16 protein-coding genes are annotated in these 14,657 nt (G+C 76.0%); 11 read left to right on the top strand and 5 right to left on the bottom strand.

Translation table 11 applies throughout. The annotated features are described in order from the left end of the window. The first annotated feature begins 32 nt into the window (after positions 1 to 32). From CELF_RS11620 to CELF_RS11605, 4 genes are all read left to right on the top strand, one after another. Positions 33 to 668 carry a trimeric intracellular cation channel family protein gene (locus CELF_RS11620; protein WP_013771453.1) on the top strand — a complete coding sequence of 212 codons (636 nt, stop codon included), beginning with the start codon at positions 33 to 35 and terminating at the stop codon, positions 666 to 668. Positions 669 to 766: 98 nt separating this feature from the next. After that, entirely contained in the window at positions 767 to 2,200 is a 1,434-nt protein-coding gene (locus CELF_RS11615; protein ID WP_013771452.1) for a serine/threonine-protein kinase, read from the top strand. Beyond that, the gene (locus tag CELF_RS11610) at positions 2,197 to 2,721 is read left to right on the top strand and encodes a hypothetical protein (protein ID WP_013771451.1); all 525 of its coding nucleotides are present in this window, start codon (positions 2,197 to 2,199) and stop codon (positions 2,719 to 2,721) included. Before CELF_RS11615 ends, CELF_RS11610 begins: the two co-directional genes overlap by 4 nt. A 173-nt stretch (positions 2,722 to 2,894) precedes the next feature. Further along, a complete protein-coding gene (locus tag CELF_RS11605; protein ID WP_013771450.1) occupies positions 2,895 to 3,320 on the top strand; it encodes a DapH/DapD/GlmU-related protein in 426 nt (141 codons plus the stop codon). A 116-nt stretch (positions 3,321 to 3,436) separates the two neighbouring features. Here the strand turns inward: CELF_RS11605 and CELF_RS11600 are convergent, their stop codons facing one another. Next, positions 3,437 to 4,405: a manganese catalase family protein gene (locus tag CELF_RS11600; RefSeq protein ID WP_013771449.1), complete on the bottom strand. Its 969-nt coding sequence runs from the start codon at positions 4,403 to 4,405 to the stop codon at positions 3,437 to 3,439. A gap of 371 nt (positions 4,406 to 4,776) precedes the next feature. On the opposite strand from CELF_RS11600, the gene CELF_RS11595 reads away from it, so the two are divergent. After that, complete coding sequence (locus tag CELF_RS11595) at positions 4,777 to 5,553, top strand: LLM class F420-dependent oxidoreductase (RefSeq protein ID WP_013771448.1); 777 nt, start codon at positions 4,777 to 4,779, stop codon at positions 5,551 to 5,553. Positions 5,554 to 5,571: 18 nt separating this feature from the next. Here the strand turns inward: CELF_RS11595 and CELF_RS11590 are convergent, their stop codons facing one another. Then, positions 5,572 to 7,140 (bottom strand): histidine kinase N-terminal 7TM domain-containing diguanylate cyclase, encoded by a 1,569-nt coding sequence (locus CELF_RS11590; protein WP_013771447.1) that lies wholly within the window; start codon positions 7,138 to 7,140, stop codon positions 5,572 to 5,574. A gap of 164 nt (positions 7,141 to 7,304) precedes the next feature. On the opposite strand from CELF_RS11590, the gene CELF_RS11585 reads away from it, so the two are divergent. The 6 genes from CELF_RS11585 (at position 7,305) to CELF_RS11560 (ending at position 11,120) form a co-directional block, all read left to right on the top strand. Further along, on the top strand, positions 7,305 to 7,721 hold the full coding sequence (locus CELF_RS11585) for a CBS domain-containing protein (protein WP_013771446.1): 417 nt from the start codon (positions 7,305 to 7,307) through the stop codon (positions 7,719 to 7,721). Positions 7,722 to 7,836: 115 nt separating this feature from the next. Next, the gene (locus CELF_RS11580) at positions 7,837 to 8,058 is read left to right on the top strand and encodes a FeoA family protein (protein ID WP_013771445.1); all 222 of its coding nucleotides are present in this window, start codon (positions 7,837 to 7,839) and stop codon (positions 8,056 to 8,058) included. Further along, the gene (feoB, locus tag CELF_RS11575) at positions 8,055 to 9,983 is read left to right on the top strand and encodes a ferrous iron transporter B (RefSeq protein WP_013771444.1); all 1,929 of its coding nucleotides are present in this window, start codon (positions 8,055 to 8,057) and stop codon (positions 9,981 to 9,983) included. The genes CELF_RS11580 and feoB overlap by 4 nt, the downstream gene beginning before the upstream one ends. Continuing rightward, on the top strand, positions 9,980 to 10,201 hold the full coding sequence (locus tag CELF_RS11570; RefSeq protein WP_013771443.1) for a hypothetical protein: 222 nt from the start codon (positions 9,980 to 9,982) through the stop codon (positions 10,199 to 10,201). Before feoB ends, CELF_RS11570 begins: the two co-directional genes overlap by 4 nt. A gap of 150 nt (positions 10,202 to 10,351) precedes the next feature. Then, positions 10,352 to 10,729, top strand: coding sequence for a DUF2255 family protein (locus CELF_RS11565; RefSeq protein WP_013771442.1), 378 nt, complete (start codon positions 10,352 to 10,354; stop codon positions 10,727 to 10,729). Positions 10,730 to 10,868: 139 nt separating this feature from the next. After that, positions 10,869 to 11,120 carry a hypothetical protein gene (locus CELF_RS11560; protein WP_013771441.1) on the top strand — a complete coding sequence of 84 codons (252 nt, stop codon included), beginning with the start codon at positions 10,869 to 10,871 and terminating at the stop codon, positions 11,118 to 11,120. Positions 11,121 to 11,138: 18 nt separating this feature from the next. Here CELF_RS11560 and CELF_RS11555 read toward each other — a convergent pair whose 3' ends face one another. The 3 genes from CELF_RS11555 to CELF_RS11545 form a co-directional block, all read right to left on the bottom strand. Continuing rightward, entirely contained in the window at positions 11,139 to 11,411 is a 273-nt protein-coding gene (locus CELF_RS11555) for a metal-sensitive transcriptional regulator (protein WP_013771440.1), read from the bottom strand. A gap of 273 nt (positions 11,412 to 11,684) precedes the next feature. Next, the gene (locus CELF_RS11550; protein ID WP_013771438.1) at positions 11,685 to 13,409 is read right to left on the bottom strand and encodes an FAD-dependent oxidoreductase; all 1,725 of its coding nucleotides are present in this window, start codon (positions 13,407 to 13,409) and stop codon (positions 11,685 to 11,687) included. Positions 13,410 to 13,416: 7 nt separating this feature from the next. After that, entirely contained in the window at positions 13,417 to 14,631 is a 1,215-nt protein-coding gene (locus tag CELF_RS11545) for an ROK family transcriptional regulator (protein WP_169317635.1), read from the bottom strand. Between the last annotated feature and the right edge of the window lie 26 nt (positions 14,632 to 14,657).

The raw sequence follows: 14,657 nt of genomic DNA, 5'->3' as shown, positions 1-14,657 counted from the left end.
TGGCCCCGGCGGCACCTGCCAGGATGCGGTCCGTGATCGCCGACCTGCCCTACGAGCCGCTGCTCGAGATCCTCGGGGTGTACGTGAGCGCCATGTCGGGCGCGCTCGCGGCGGTCCGCAAGCAGTTCGACGTGTTCGGCATCCTCGTCCTGGGCTGGGCGACCGGTCTGGGCGGCGGGATGCTGCGCGACGTGCTCATCGGCGCGGTGCCACCGGTCGGCATCTCCGACTGGCGGCTGATCGTCACGGCCGTCGCCGGCGGGCTCACGATGTACTTCTTCCACCCGCGGCTCGAGCGGGCGCGGCGCGCCATCGTCATGCTCGACGCGGGGGCGCTCGCGATCTTCACCGTCGTCGGCACGATCAAGGGCCTCGAGCTCGGCACGACCGCCACCGCGGCCGTCGTCGTCGGCGTCATGACGGGGGTGGGCGGGGGAGTCCTGCGGGACCTCCTGACGGGTGAAGTTCCCGTGGTGCTGCACCACCGCCAGCTCTACGCCGTCCCGGCGCTGCTCGGGTCGAGCCTCGTCGTCCTGCTGTGGTGGTGGGACCGGCTGGACCCGTGGACGGTGGCGGCATCGGTGCTGCTCGTCTTCGCGCTGCGGGTCGCCGCGCTGCGGTTCCGGCTCACCGTGCCGGGCCCGTGGCGCGGGTTCCCGCAGCGCTGACGACCGCCCGCGCGTCACCCGGAGCCCTCGCGCGCACCCGCCCGCGCACGGGCTCGTCGGCATGCGGCACGACCGCGGGTCGCCTACCGTCGGTCGACATGCCCCCCGCAGTCGGCAGCGAGCCCCGCCCGTCGTGGTGGTCCGGCGACGTGACCGACCGGCCCGCCCCCGCCACCGGGCCCGTGGTGCTGGGCCACCGGTACCGCCTCGACGAGGTGATCGGCCGTGGCGGCGTCGCGACCGTGCACCGCGCGCAGGACGAGCTGCTCGACCGCGTCGTCGCCGTCAAGGTGCTCCCGCCCGTCGCGCGTGACAGCGACGACCTGCGCCGCCACGAGGCCGAGATCCGTGTCCTCGCCGGGCTGCGGCACCCCGGGCTGGTCCGGCTGTTCGACGCCGACACGGTGGCGGTCGACGCGGACCACGTGCAGGCGTACCTCGTCATGGAGCTCGTGCCGGGTCCCACCCTGGGACGCCGCCTCGCCGACGGGCCGCTGACCGCCCGGCAGACCGCGGCCGTCGGACGCGCCGCCGCGGAGGCGATCGCGGTCGTGCACGCGCAGGACGTGATCCACCGCGACGTCAAGCCCGGCAACATCCTGCTCGTCTCGGACGACTGCCTCGACGGCGACGAGCCCGCCGAGCACCCGGTCAAGATCGTGGACTTCGGCATCGCCCGCCTCGCGGCCGCGACCCGGCTCACCATGACGGGGACCATCGTCGGCACCGCGTCGTACCTGAGCCCGGAGCAGGCGGTCGGCAGCGCGCTCGGGCCGTCGAGCGACGTGTACGCCCTGGGGCTCGTCCTGCTCGAGTGCCTCACCGGCGCGCCCGCGTTCAGCGGCACCATGGCGGAGGTCGCGGCTGCCCGCCTCGCGCGGGACCCCGAGGTGCCCGGCGACCTCGACCCGCGCCTGGCCGCGCTCGTCGTCGGCATGACGGCCCGCCGCCCCGAGGACCGGCCGAGCGCCGAGGAGGTCGCGCACGCGCTGGGCGACGTGCTGGACCGGCCCGACGCCGTCGACCCCGTGGACGCCGGGGACGGTGAGCTCGGCCGCACGCGGGTCATGCCTGCGGTCCCCACGCCGGTGCCGTACCCGGGACCGGGGGAGCACGCGCTGGCGGACGCGGTTTCGGCCGGCACGGCAGCCGTCGGCGCGGCAGCTGACGACACGGCAGCCGTGGGCACGGCAGCCGTGGGCACCGTGCCCGACGGCGGCGCGGCGGCCCGCGGGGAGCTCCCGCGCGCCGCGGAGGCGCCGACGATCGCCCCCGCGCCCGGCCGCCGCCGCTCCGTGCCCGCGTCGGTCGCACCGGGGCACCGGCGGCTCGCGGCCCTCGGCCGGGCGGGCTCGCGCCGTGCCCGCGTCGCCGCGGTCACTGTGCTCGTGCTCCTGCTCGTCGTCGCGGGCGGTGTGCTCGCCGCACGGTTGGCGGCACCGGACGGTGCGGTCGAGCCACCTGACTACCCCGCGGTCGAGGGTCCGCTCGGCGACGCCCTCACGCGCCTGCAGCAGGAGGTGGCGCCGTGACGCCGCGGACGGGGCGCGCGCGGCGCCGGTTCGCCGCCGGCGTGCTGGTGACCGGGGCCCTGGTGCTCGGTGGCTGTGCGGCACCCGACCTCGACGCCGGTCGCGCGCGCTCGCTGCAGGGCGACGTGCTGGCCGTGACCCGGGCCGCGGCCGAGGGTCGCTTCGAGGCCGCGGACGCACTGCTCGACCGGGTCCGTGCGTCGGTCGAGGACGGCCGGTCCGCGGGCGAGATCTCGGACGCGCGGTACGCCGCCCTGGACGCGGCGCTCGACGACGTCGAGGCGGAGCTGCAGGCCGCGGAGGCGGCCCGGGCGGCCCAGGCGCAGGCCGAGGCGGACGCCGCCGTCGCGCAGGCGCTCGCGGACGCCGAGGCCGCCCGTCAGGCGCAGGAGGCGGCCGCGGCGGCGGAGGCCGCGAAGGCCGCGGAGGCCGCCGAGAAGTCCGCGCCCGCGCCGGCGCCCGCGCCGAAGCCCGCCCCCGGCGCGCCCGGGCGGGACAAGGGGAAGGGCCCCAAGGGCTGACGGCTCCGGGGCGTCCGGAGCACGTCCTGGGTGACCGGAGCGGGCGTGCGCGTCCACGCGCACGCCCGTGCCCTCCGTTCGCGCTGGGCGCAACGCCGGCGGGCCGTCGCGGGAAATCCTCCGCGGGTGTCGTTCGTTGAGGCTACCGAGAACCATTACTGGGAAGAGGTGGCATGAGGACGAAGAGAGCCCGCTTCGAGCTCGAGACCGACGACGGCCGTGTGCTGCGGTACGCGCGCCACGACAACGGCGGCGGCCTCGTCTCGCCCGACGCGCACGTGCACGAGGACGCCTCGGTCGCGGCCGGCGCGTACGTCGAGGCCGGCGCGCACGTCGGACCGCGCAGCCGCGTCGGTGCCGGCAGCTGGGTCGACCGCGACGTACGGGTCGGTGCCGACGTGACCGTCGGCACGTCGGTGCACCTCGGCCCCGGCACGAGCGTCGGGGCGGGCGCCCGCGTGGGCAGCCGCGCGAAGGTCGGCGACGGGGTCGTCGTGGAGGCGGGCGCGTACGTCCCGCCGGACGAGGTGGTGCCCGACCGCACCGTCGTGCGTCGTGGCCGCGGGGCCGCGCAGCCGCTGCGGAGCGTCGCGGCCTGACCCGCGCCCGGGAGCGCTCGGGCGCGCTGGGCCGCGCGACCCCGCCGCGGCACACCGGGGGGCACCCCGACGCCCGCCCGTGACCCTCGGGTGACGGGCGGGCGTCGTGCGGTCGGTCAGGACGTGCCCTCGGGCGGCGGGATCGGCCCGTACAGGGGCTGCACCTCCGCCATCTCGAGCTCGGCCGTCGCCTGCACGAGGGCGAGGAGCTCCGGGTCGAGCCCGGGGGAGAACTCCTCGAACCGCTCCTCGGCGATCGTCAGGGGGACCCCCGCCGGGGCCTGCTCGGACGCGTCGAGCTGCGTGCCGTCCTTCGACGGCGACATGCCCTGGAAGATGCGCCCCGCCTCCGACTGCGCGGTCAGGTCGAACGAGTACTGCTTGCTCTGCAGCCCCAGGTCGAGGAGCTTGCGGACCTCGGGGAACTTCTCCGCGTTGGTCTTCGGGATCGGCAGCACCGACGCCCAGCTCACGCCGAGCGTCTCCAGGGCCCGCGCGTACGCGTTCTCGTGCGCCTGGTCGCGGACGATGAGGTAGGAGATCGTCGAGCGCGCCGTCTTGTTCGACGTCATCTCGTAGATGCGGCACTTCTGCAGGCGTCCCGTGCTCTCCAGCATGAGGTTGTAGAGCAGGTCGAGGACCAGGTTGCCGGAGTTGTAGACGTACGAGCCGCTCCACGGGTTGCCGGCCGCGTCGACGGGCAGCGCACCCTGCGACGCCACGAGGTAGTGGTGGATGTTGCTCTCGTGCAGCGCGTTCTCGAGCGGCGTCCTGCCGCCTGCGCCGGGCTCGTCGAGCGGGTCGGTCTTCTTGCCGTTGTACCGCGGCGAGCCGTCCAGGAGCCGGACGATGGTCGTGCCGATCAGCTCGACGTGGCTGATCTCCTCCGTCCCGATCCCCTGCAGCAGGTCGCGGTACGGCTTCCCGGCCGGGCCGCGGAAGTTCATGCTCTGGAACAGGTACTGCATCATCGTGCGCATCTCGCCGAACTGGCCGCCCAGCCCCTCCTGGAGCGCGTTCGCGGCGGCCGGGTCCGGCTCGTCGGCCTCGATGTCGTTGATGAGTCGCTGCACGTGCAGGTACATGGGTGCTCCTCCGGCGTCGAACCGTGCCCGGCACCCGTCGCGGGTGCCGGTGGTGTCGCCCTCGTCCCGCCGCGGTGACGTGCGCAGGACGGCGAGGTGACGTGGACGCGAACCCTCTGTCGCGTGACCGTCGCGTGGAGCCGCGGGTCGCCCGCTGTGCACCGGCCGTGCAGCCGGTCCGCCCCCTGCTCCCCGGGTGCGACCCGGGTGACGGCTGTGCCGCCCGACGACGCCGGCGCGGCCCTGTCGACGCTAGGCCCGCCCGTCGGCGCCCGCCACCGGTGCGACCTGCGCCCGGCCGGGCGCCCGGACGCTGAGACGTCCGGCCGACGGGCGCGACCGCCGTGCGGTGCGGACGTAGCGTGGCGCCCATGACACGCGCCATCCGCATCGGGGTCCAGATCCAGCCGCAGCACGCCGACTACGCGCAGATCCGCGACGCGGTCCGCCGCGCGGAGGACGCCGGGGTCGACATCGTCTTCAACTGGGACCACTTCTTCCCGCTGTCCGGCGACCCCGACGGCAAGCACTTCGAGTGCTGGACGATGCTCGGGGCCTGGGCCGAGCAGACGAGCCGTGTCGAGATCGGCGCGCTCGTGACGTGCAACTCCTACCGCAACCCCGAGCTGCTCGCGGACATGGCCCGCACGGTCGACCACATCAGCGGCGGGCGGCTGGTCCTCGGCATCGGGGCCGGGTGGTTCGAGAAGGACTACGACCAGTTCGGGTACGAGTTCGGCACCGCCGGGTCGCGGATCGCGGACCTCGCCGACGCGCTGCCGCGCATCAAGCGGCGGCTCGCCGTCGCGAACCCCGCGCCGACGCGCGACATCCCGGTGCTGATCGGCGGGGGCGGGGAGCGCAAGACGCTGCGGATCGTGGCCGAGCACGCCGACGCGTGGCACTCGTTCGGGGACGTCGAGACGCTGCGGCGCAAGAGCGCGATCCTCGACGAGCACGGCAGCGCCGTCGGCCGCGACACGGCGAGCCTCGTCGAGCGCAGCATCGGCGTCGGCGCCCCGCCGGAGGAGGTCGCGGACGAGCTGGTCCAGGCGGGCGTCACGCTGTTCACGATCGGCGTGGACGGCCCCGACTACGACCTGTCGCTCGTCGAGCGGTGGGTGGCCTGGCGCGACGCGCAGGGCTGACCCGCTCGTCCGCCCGGATCAGGCGGGCGCCGGTCGGCTCGCGTCGACCGGCCCCCGCGGGGTCGGGACCCGGCCCGCCCGTGCGCCGTCCGGTGCCGCCGTGACCCGGTCACGCCCGGCGGCCTTCGCCGCGTACATCGCGTCGTCGGCCGCGCGCAGCAGGTCGTCGGGGGTGCCACCCGCCGCGTGCGCGGCCACGCCCGCGCTCAGGGTCAGCGTGAGCGTCACGTCGCCCGCGGGGACCGCGAGGCGCGCGCAGCGCGTGCGCAGACGCTCCGCCCGCCGCGTCGCGTCGACGACGTCGACCCCGGGCAGCAGCAGGACGAACTCCTCGCCGCCGAGCCGTGCCGCGATCTCGCCCGGACCCGTCGCGGCCGCGAGCAGCGCCGCCACCTCACGCAGCACCCGGTCGCCGACCGCGTGGCCGTGCGTGTCGTTGACGGTCTTGAAGTGGTCCAGGTCGAGCAGGACCATGCTCAGCGGCGCGCCCGTCCCCGCGGACTGCTCGACCGCCGTCGTGAGCCGCTGCGCGAGCGAGCGCCGGTTGTGCAGGCCGGTCAGCCCGTCCCGGCTCGCCTGCTCCTCGAGCTCGGCACGCAGTCGCTCGAGCTCGGTGACGTCCCGCAGCACGACCACCGTGCCCGCGGCGCGGCCCGCGGCGTCGGTCATCGGCGTGGCGCGCACGTCGAGCGCGGTGCCCTCGGCCGTCGTGAGCGTCGACCCGCCGGGGTCCGACAGGTCGAGCGCCAGGTGGTCCTGCCACGCCCGGCCCGAGCTCCCGAGGCCCGTCCCGTCGGGCCCGCCGAGGAGCGTGCGGGCCGACCGGTTCGCGTCCAGCACGTGGCCGTCGGGGTCGAGGACCACGACCGCGTCGTCGAGGGCCTCGAGAACCTGACGCGTCGTCACCGGCACGACGGCGCTGTGCCGCGCGAATCGCTCGACCCACCACCAGATCGCCGCGCTGACCAGGAAGAACACGGGCGTGAGGTGCACGCCCTGCCCGCGCGTCGCCACGAGGGTCGTCAGCACGTTGCCCACGACCGGGATCGTGGCCGCGAGGGCGGACACGAGGTAGACGCGGCGGTGCCGCGGGACGGTGCGGACCATCGCGCCCAGCGCGAGGACGATGCCCGCGGCGACGAGCGCGTAGCAGTAGGCGAGGTGGACCCAGTACAGAGGGCCGGCGCCGACGCGCACGACCCCGTCCTCGACGCGCACGCGCAGGAGCAGCCCCGTCCAGGCGTCGACCGCCAGGACGACGACGAGCAGCGCGGGATGGACCAGCAGCAGGGCCGCACCCCGGCGGGACACGCGGCGCCCGGACAGCACGACGAAGTACCAGAACGTCGCGGCCGAGACCGCGGCGGCGCCCGGGAGCACGAGGTGGTGCAGCACGACCGTGGTCGGCACCGAGCCGGCGGCGACCGGCAGGAGCGCCCGCGCGGCGGCCCACAGCGACGCGCCGAACATCATGACGGCCAGCGGCAGGGCCAGCGCGGACGTCCGCCGGCCGCGCAGCACGAGCAGGCCCGTCGCGGTCGCCACGACCGCCGCGAGCAACGACACCGCCTCCACCAGCGTGGGCACCGGCACCTCCTGCCTCCCTATCGGCCTGGCCGGGCGGGGGCTGAACGGCACGGCGTCCCCGAGATGCGGTCCGGCGCCGTGTGACCCACGGTGGACAGCGGTGAAGCAGTCGCCGTCCGCGGGCGTGGCCCAGCCGGCCGCCGCCCGAGCCCGAGGAGGAACGCATGCCTCGCACCGTCTCCGAGCTCATGACGCCGCACCCCACCGTGGTCGAGGTGACCGACACGCTGCACGCCGTCGCGCAGACGATGGCGACGCAGGACGTCGGCTCGCTCGTCGTCGCCGAGGGAGGCGCGGTCGTCGGGATCGTGACCGACCGTGACCTCGTCGTCCGCGGCCTTGCCGAGGGCATCGGCCTGGACGCGCCGGTCGGGCAGCTCGCGAGCGAGGAGCTCGTCACCGTCGGACCCGACGACGACCTCGCGGAGGTCGTGCGCCTGATGCGCGAAAAGGCCGTCCGCCGCGTCCCGGTCGTCGAGGGCGACCAGGCCGTGGGGATCCTGAGCCTGGGCGACCTGGCCCAGGCGCTCGACCCGGACTCGGCGCTCGCGGACATCTCGGCGGCCGCGCCCGACGAGTGACCGCACGAGCCGGAACCCCATGAGCCGGCACCGCGCGGACCGACGCGCGGTGCCGGCTCGCGGCCGGGACGAACGTCCCATGAGGTTAGGCACGCCTCACTCGTAGGTTCGCGCCATGGACCTCACCGGTGCCCCCACGCGATCCCTGCTCCGGGTCGTCCACCTCGGCGTCGACGGTCGAGCCGGGCTGCGGCTGCGCGAGCTCGGCCTGCGGCCGGGGGCGGTCGTGGAGGTGACGCACGACGCCCGTGCGCAGGGCCGGGTGGTCGCGGTCGGCGCCGAGCGGTTCGCGCTCGACCGGCACACCTGCACGCGCATCGCGGTCGAGCCGGCATGACCTGCCACGACACCGCCCCCGCTGCCACCGCCGTCGCCGAGCAGGGCGCCGAGCAGCACGCCACGGTCGGGCTCGTCGGCAGCCCGAACGTCGGCAAGTCGACGCTGTTCAACCGCGTCACCGGCGCCCGGCAGCACGTCGTCAACGCCCCGGGCACGACCGTCGAGCTCGCGTCCGGCACCTGGCGAGCGGCCGACGCCACCGTCCTGGACCTGCCGGGCGCCTACTCGCTCGTCGCGCGCACGCCCGACGAGCAGGTCACGGCCGACGCGCTCGCGGGCGGCGGGATCGCGCTCGCCGTCGTGCTCGTCGACGCCACGGCCGTCGTCCGCTCGCTGTACCTGCTCGGCCAGGTCGCGCGCGCGGGGCTTCCCGCCGTCGTGGCGCTCACGCTGCGCGACGTCGCCGCGGCGCGCGGCGTGCACGTGGACCCGGTGGCCCTGTCCGCCGCGCTCGGCGTGCCGGTCGTCGGCGTCGACCCGCGCACGGGGGACGGGCTGGACCTGCTCGCCGGTGCCGTGCGCGACGGGCTCGCGTCGCCCCGCCTCCTGGACGCGGGCGGCCTGGATGCGGCGGCGGGGGCGGACGGGGGCGACCCCGTCGCGGACGCGCAGGCGCTGTTCGGGTGGGTCCAGGACGTCACCGCCCGCGCGGGCCTCGACGGGCCGCCCGCGGTGACGCCGCGCACGTGGTCGGACCGTGCGGACGAGGTGCTGCTGCGCCCGTGGGTCGGCCTGCCCGTGCTGCTCGCCGTCATGTGGGCGGTGTTCGAGCTCGTCACCGTCGCGGCCGTCCCGCTCATGGACGGCGTCGACACCGCGGTGAACGGGTGGCTCGGTGGCGCGCTGCGGGTCGCGCTCGCCGCCGCACCGGCCTGGCTCACGGGCTTCCTGCTCGACGGCGTGCTCGCGGGCGTCGCGACGGTCGCGTCGTTCGTGCCGCTCATGGCGCTCGTGTTCGTGGCCGTCGCGCTCCTGGAGGACTCCGGGTACCTCGCGCGTGCCGCGTTCGTCGCGGACAAGGCCATGCGGGCCGTGGGCCTCGACGGGCGCGCGGTGCTGCCGCTCGTCGTCGGCTTCGGGTGCAACCTGCCCGCGCTGTCGGCCACGCGCGTCCTGCCGCACGCCCGGCAGCGGCTGCTCACGGGCCTGCTCGTGCCGCTGACCTCGTGCACCGCGCGCCTCACCGTGTACCTGGTGCTCGCGTCGGTGTTCTTCCCGCGGCACGCGGGCACCGTCGTCCTCGGTATGTACGTCCTGTCCACGCTGCTGGTCGTCGGCGTCGGGGCCGTGCTGCGGCGCACGGCGTTCCGCGACCTGGAGCGCGAGCCGTTCGTGCTCGCGCTGCCCGCGTACCAGCGCCCGCGGGTCGGCGCGATCGCCACCTCGACGACCGTGCGGGTCCGGGCGTTCGTGACGAAGGCGGGCACCGTCATCGTCGGGACGCTGTCGGTCGTGTGGGTGCTCACCGCGGTTCCGGCGGTCCCGGGCCACGCCGTCGCCGACGTCCCGGTCGAGGACAGCGTGTACGGCCGGGTCGCCGACGCGATCGCGCCCGTGCTGGCCCCGGCCGGGTTCGGGGACTGGCACGCGTCGTCCGCGCTGATGACGGGGTTCGTCGCCAAGGAGGTCGTCGTCGGCTCCCTCGCGCAGACGTTCGCGGTCGACGAGCCGGCGGACCCGTCGGCGCCGGGCGACCTGGGCAGCCGGCTGCAGGAGACGTTCGAGCGCACGTCGGGCGGCGCCCCGGGCCCGGCCGCGCTCGCGTTCCTCGTGTTCGTGCTCGCCTACACCCCGTGCGTCGCGACGCTCGCCGAGCAGGCGCGCCTGCTGGGCCGCGGGTGGACGGCCGGTGCCGTCGGCGTGCAGCTCGTGCTGGCGTGGGCGCTGGCCGTCACCGTCTTCCAGGTCGGGCGCCTGCTGTGAGCACGTTCGCGGACGTGCTGCGCGAGACGGACCGCGGCCTGCGCCCGGCCGTCGTCGCCGCGCGGCTCGGTCTGTCGCTCGACGTCGTCACGGCCGCACTCGACCACGCCGCCGCGGTAGGGCTGGTCGTGCGGCCGGCCGGCGGGTGCTCGACGTGCGCCCCGGCGCCGGTGCGACCCGTCGGCTGCGCGGGCTGCCCGTTCGCGACGGGCGGCTGACCGGGCGCGGTGCCGCTGCGCCGCGCCGTCCGTGCGTGACGTCCTGCCCCGCGGGAAGCGGCGAGCGTCCTGCACGGTTCTGGCACGACGGGGGTGGCACCTCCTGGCGCAGCCCGGCGCCGGACGCCCCTTCGGGACCGAGGAGGACGCATGACGACGTGGACCACCGAGGAGCTCGACCGCATCGGCGCGGCCGACGAGGTGGAGGTCACCTCGTACCGCCCGGACGGCAGCGTGCGCCCGGCCGTGACCATCTGGGCGGTGCGGTCCGGCGACGACGTGTACGTCCGCTCCGCGTACGGCCCGGACAACGGGTGGTTCCGGCGCGCACGGGCCGCAGGCGTCGGGCGGCTGCGCGCGGGCGGGGTGGAGCGCGAGGTGACGTTCGAGTCCGCGGACCCGGGCGTGCACGCCGACCTCGACGCCGCCTACCACGCGAAGTACGACCGGTACGGCCCTCGGATCGTCGGCACCGTCGTCGGTCCCGAGGTCGTCGACGTGACGCTCCGTCTCGTGCCCCGCAGCTGAGCCCGGGGGAGCGGCAGCGGGCTCCCGGGCCCGCTTGCGGCGGCCGGGCCGCGCACTAGCGTGGGCAGCGGTCGAGGAGGAGGCCGCCACGCGACGCGCGGCCTCGGACGGGGTCGGCGCGCACCCCCAGGAGAGCGTCATGGCAACAGGTGAGACGGGCTTCGACGACGTCACGTACGACCTGATCTCGGTGCAGTACCACTCCCTGAAGGCCGGGCACGACTACGGCCAGTACGTGCGCGACGCCCGCAACGCGGGCAAGGAGGAGATCGCGGCGTTCTTCGAGCAGGTGATGCGCGAGGACTCGGAGCGTGCGCAGCGGTGCCACGCGTTCCTCGCCGAGCTGACGAAGCACGGCACGGACGCGACGAGCCCGCAGGGCGACGCCTGACCGGTCGCCGCCGCGGGCTCAGGCGAGCGACAGGAACAGCTTCTCGAGCTTCTCGACGTCGAGCGTCGGCTCCTCGTCAGGCGTCGCGGGCTGCGTCAGGCACTGCTTCATGCCGGTCGCGATGATCGCGAAGCCGGCGCGGTCGAGCGCCTTGGAGACGGCGGCCAGCTGCGTGACGACGTCCTCGCAGGCTGCTCCCTCGTCGACCATGCGGACGACGGCGGCCAGCTGGCCCTGGGCCCGCTTGAGCCGGTTGCCGACCTTGGTCATCGCGTCGGGGTCGAGCTGCACGGCGTCCTCCTGGTGGTGGCGGGTCGGGTCGCGGGACGGGTGCGACGGCGAGCGGCTGCCCGCTCGCCGTCGCACCGGCGGGTCAGCGGCAGGTGCACCGGTCGCTCTCGGGCACGTCGGCCAGGACGGCGTCGACGTGCATGCCGCAGCCGGTCCAGGTGACCTTGCCGCAACGGCGGCAGCGGGCGGGACTGCACATGAGGGTTCTCCTTCAGGGGTGGGTGGCGGATCGCGTCGAGACGGTGGGACGGGGCAGGTGCGGCACGGGCGCCCTCACGCCCCGGCGGTCGCCGGGACGCGGACGAGGTCCGGACGCACGGCGGCCAGCGTGAGCCAGCCGCCGGACAGGTTGCGGGCGTCCGTCCCGGACTGCAGCAGGACGCGCGTCGCGAGGTAGGACCGCACGCCGCTCGCGCAGTGCACCGCGACGGGGCGGCCGTCCGCGGCGGCCCGGACCTCGTCGAGGCGCGCGCGCAGCTCGGTGTGGGGCACGTTGAGCGCCCCGTCGAGGTGTCCGCGGTCGAACTCCGCACGCGAGCGCACGTCGAGGACGAGGCTGGAGGCGAGGACCGCGTCGGCGTCGGGCGCGTGCCACTGCGGCAGGGTGCCGTCGAGGACGTTCTGCGCGACGAACCCGAGCATGTTGACGGGGTCCTTCGCGGAGCCGTAGGGCGGGGCGTACGCGAGCTCGAGCTCGGCGAGGTCGTCCGCGGTCATGCCGGCGCGCAGCGCGGTCGCGAGCACGTCGATCCGCTTGTCGACGCCCTCGCGGCCGACGGCCTGCGCGCCCAGCAGCCGCCCGTCGGGCGCGAAGCTCGCGACGAGGTGCACCTGCTCGGCACCCGGGAAGTAGCCCGCGTGGTGGCCGCCGTGCAGGCGGACGACCTCGTGCGGGATCGCCGCCTGCACGAGCGCGGCCTGGCTCGCGCCCGTGACGGCGGCGGTGAGCCCGAACACCCGGACGATCGCCGTGCCCAGCACGGGTGCCTGCGGCGTGGTCCGTCGACCGACCATCGCGTCGGCGGCCCGCCGGCCCTGCCGGTTCGCCGGTCCCGCCAGCGGGACGGGCCCGGTCCGGGCCGTGACGGCGTGCGTGACCTCGACGGCGTCGCCGACCGCGAAGACGTGCGGGTCGGAGGTGCGCTGGTCGTGGTCGACGCGGATCGCGCCGGTGGGTCCGAGGGCGAGTCCGGCGGCGCGCGCGAGGTCGCTCGCGGGGCGGACGCCCACGGTGACCACGACCACGTCGGCGGCCAGGCGGGTCCCGTCGGAGAGGGTGACGAGCGCCGTCCCGTCGTCCGCGGGTGCGACGTCGCGCGCCGACGTGCCGAGGTGCAGGCCGACGCCGTGGGAACGCAGCTCGTCGGCGAGCAGCGGCGCGAGCTCGGGGTCGAGCGGCGGGAGCACGTGGTCGGCGAGCTCGACGAGGTCGACCTGGAGGCCGCGCGCGGTGAGCGCCTCGACGGCCTCGAGCCCGATGAACCCGGCCCCGACGACGACGGCGCGGCCCGGGGCGTCCTGCGGGCGCATGGCGAGCCGCGCCACGAGCGCGTCGAGGTCCGGGATGGTGCGCAGCGTGTGCACCGCGGGGTGGTCGAGGCCGTCGACGGGCGGCCGCACCGCGACCGCGCCGGGCGCCAGCAGCAGCGCGTCGTACGGGAGGTCGTACTCGCCGTCGGTGCTCGCGACGGTGACCGTGCGGGCCTGCCGGTCGATCGTCGTGACCCGGCTGCGGGTGCGGACGTCGAGCGCGAGGCTCGCCGCGAGGGACTCGGGGGTGTGCAGGAGCAGGTCGTCGCGGCGCTCGATCTCGCCGGACAGGTGGTACGGCAGCCCGCAGTTCGCGAACGACACGTACGGCGACTGCTCGAGCACGACGATCGAGGCGTCCTCGTCGAGCCGTCGCGCCCGGGCGGCGGCGCTCATGCCGCCGGCGACGCCGCCGACGACGACGATCCGGCGGGACGGCGTGCTGGTCGCGGAGGAGGGGGTCGGCATGGCGCCACTATACCCCCGGGGGTATCCAGTCGGGAACCTCGGGCTGCCGACGCAGCGTGGCAGGCGCGATGTCGAGCGCGTGCTCCCGCACGTGGTCGAGCGCGCGCTTGACGGCGCCGACGGTCACGACGTCGCCGCCGAGCGCGGAGGCGAGCACCTCGATCCCCGGCGGGTCCACGTACCGGTCGAGCTCCTGGCGCACCAGCTCGAGCAGCGGCTCGCACGAGGCCGCGACCGCGCCCGCGACGATCACCCGCTGCGGGTCGTAGATGCTCGCGAAGGTCGCGACGACGCGGGCGAGCAGCGCGGCCGCGTGCTCGACGACGCTGACGGCGAGCGGGTCCGCGGCGGCCGCGGCCGCGAAGACCTGCTCCGCGTCGAGGCGGGCCGGGTCCACGTCCTGCAGCGAGGACCCCGCGCGGCCGTCGAGGCGCCGCAGCTGCGCGCGTGCGTCGTCCCGCACGAGCGCGGCGACGCCCGTCGCGGACCCGACGCCCTCCACGAAGTCGAGGTAGCGCATCTCGCCCACGCCGCCGTGCGCGCCGCGCAGCAGCCGGCCGTCGTCGACGACCCCCGCCCCGAACCGCTCGCCGGCGAGCAGCGTGACGTGGCTGCGGACGTCCCGGCCGTGCCCGCGCCACTGCTCGGCCACGGCGGCGAGGTTGGCGTCGTTGTCGACGAGCGTCGCCCATCTGTGGCGGTCGTGCAGCCGGGTCGCGAGGTCCGGGTTCATCAGGGCCCAGAACGGGTTGTCCTGGAACGAGGTGCGGCCCTCGCGATCCACCGGGGCGGGCACGCCCACGGACACCGCGAGGACCTGACGGGGCGAGGTGCCGGCGCCGTCGAGCGCGACGAGCGCGGCCTGCTCGACGAGTGCGAGGCGGCGCTCGGGGGTGGCGTCGTCCGGCCCGACGGGAAGCTCGGTCCGTGCGAGCGTCGCGCCCCGCAGGTCGGCGGCGACGGCGCTGACCCGGTGCTGACCGGCGTCGACACCGACGACCACGCCCGCCCGGGCGTCGAACGCGTACCGGCGGGCGGGGCGTCCCTTGCTCCGGTCGCTGCCGGTGCGCAGGCTCTCGAGCTCGACGACCCAGCCCTGGTCGATGAGCTCGTCGCACACGTCGTGCACGGTCGCGCGCGACAGCCCGGTCGCGTCGATGAGCGCCGACCCGGTGACCTCGTCGACGTCCCACACGTGGTCCAGGACGAGTCGCGTGCTCACCGCCCGCAGCTGCCGTGTCGTGACCG

Origin of the sequence: Cellulomonas fimi ATCC 484 (assembly GCF_000212695.1) — a bacterium.
GTDB classification, from domain to species: domain Bacteria; phylum Actinomycetota; class Actinomycetes; order Actinomycetales; family Cellulomonadaceae; genus Cellulomonas; species Cellulomonas fimi.
Note: the sequence above shows the minus strand (reverse complement) of the source record. Positions and strands in the feature narration are given on the sequence as shown.

Coding starts and splice junctions, on each gene's coding strand:
- CELF_RS11595 (WP_013771448.1), top strand. CDS start 4,777: ATGACACGCGCCATCCGCATCGGGGTCCAGATCCAGCCGCAGCACGCC.
- CELF_RS11550 (WP_013771438.1), bottom strand. CDS start 13,409: ATGCCGACCCCCTCCTCCGCGACCAGCACGCCGTCCCGCCGGATCGTC.
- CELF_RS11585 (WP_013771446.1), top strand. CDS start 7,305: ATGCCTCGCACCGTCTCCGAGCTCATGACGCCGCACCCCACCGTGGTC.
- CELF_RS11560 (WP_013771441.1), top strand. CDS start 10,869: ATGGCAACAGGTGAGACGGGCTTCGACGACGTCACGTACGACCTGATC.
- CELF_RS11615 (WP_013771452.1), top strand. CDS start 767: ATGCCCCCCGCAGTCGGCAGCGAGCCCCGCCCGTCGTGGTGGTCCGGC.
- CELF_RS11580 (WP_013771445.1), top strand. CDS start 7,837: ATGGACCTCACCGGTGCCCCCACGCGATCCCTGCTCCGGGTCGTCCAC.
- CELF_RS11605 (WP_013771450.1), top strand. CDS start 2,895: ATGAGGACGAAGAGAGCCCGCTTCGAGCTCGAGACCGACGACGGCCGT.
- CELF_RS11600 (WP_013771449.1), bottom strand. CDS start 4,405: ATGTACCTGCACGTGCAGCGACTCATCAACGACATCGAGGCCGACGAG.
- CELF_RS11565 (WP_013771442.1), top strand. CDS start 10,352: ATGACGACGTGGACCACCGAGGAGCTCGACCGCATCGGCGCGGCCGAC.
- feoB (WP_013771444.1), top strand. CDS start 8,055: ATGACCTGCCACGACACCGCCCCCGCTGCCACCGCCGTCGCCGAGCAG.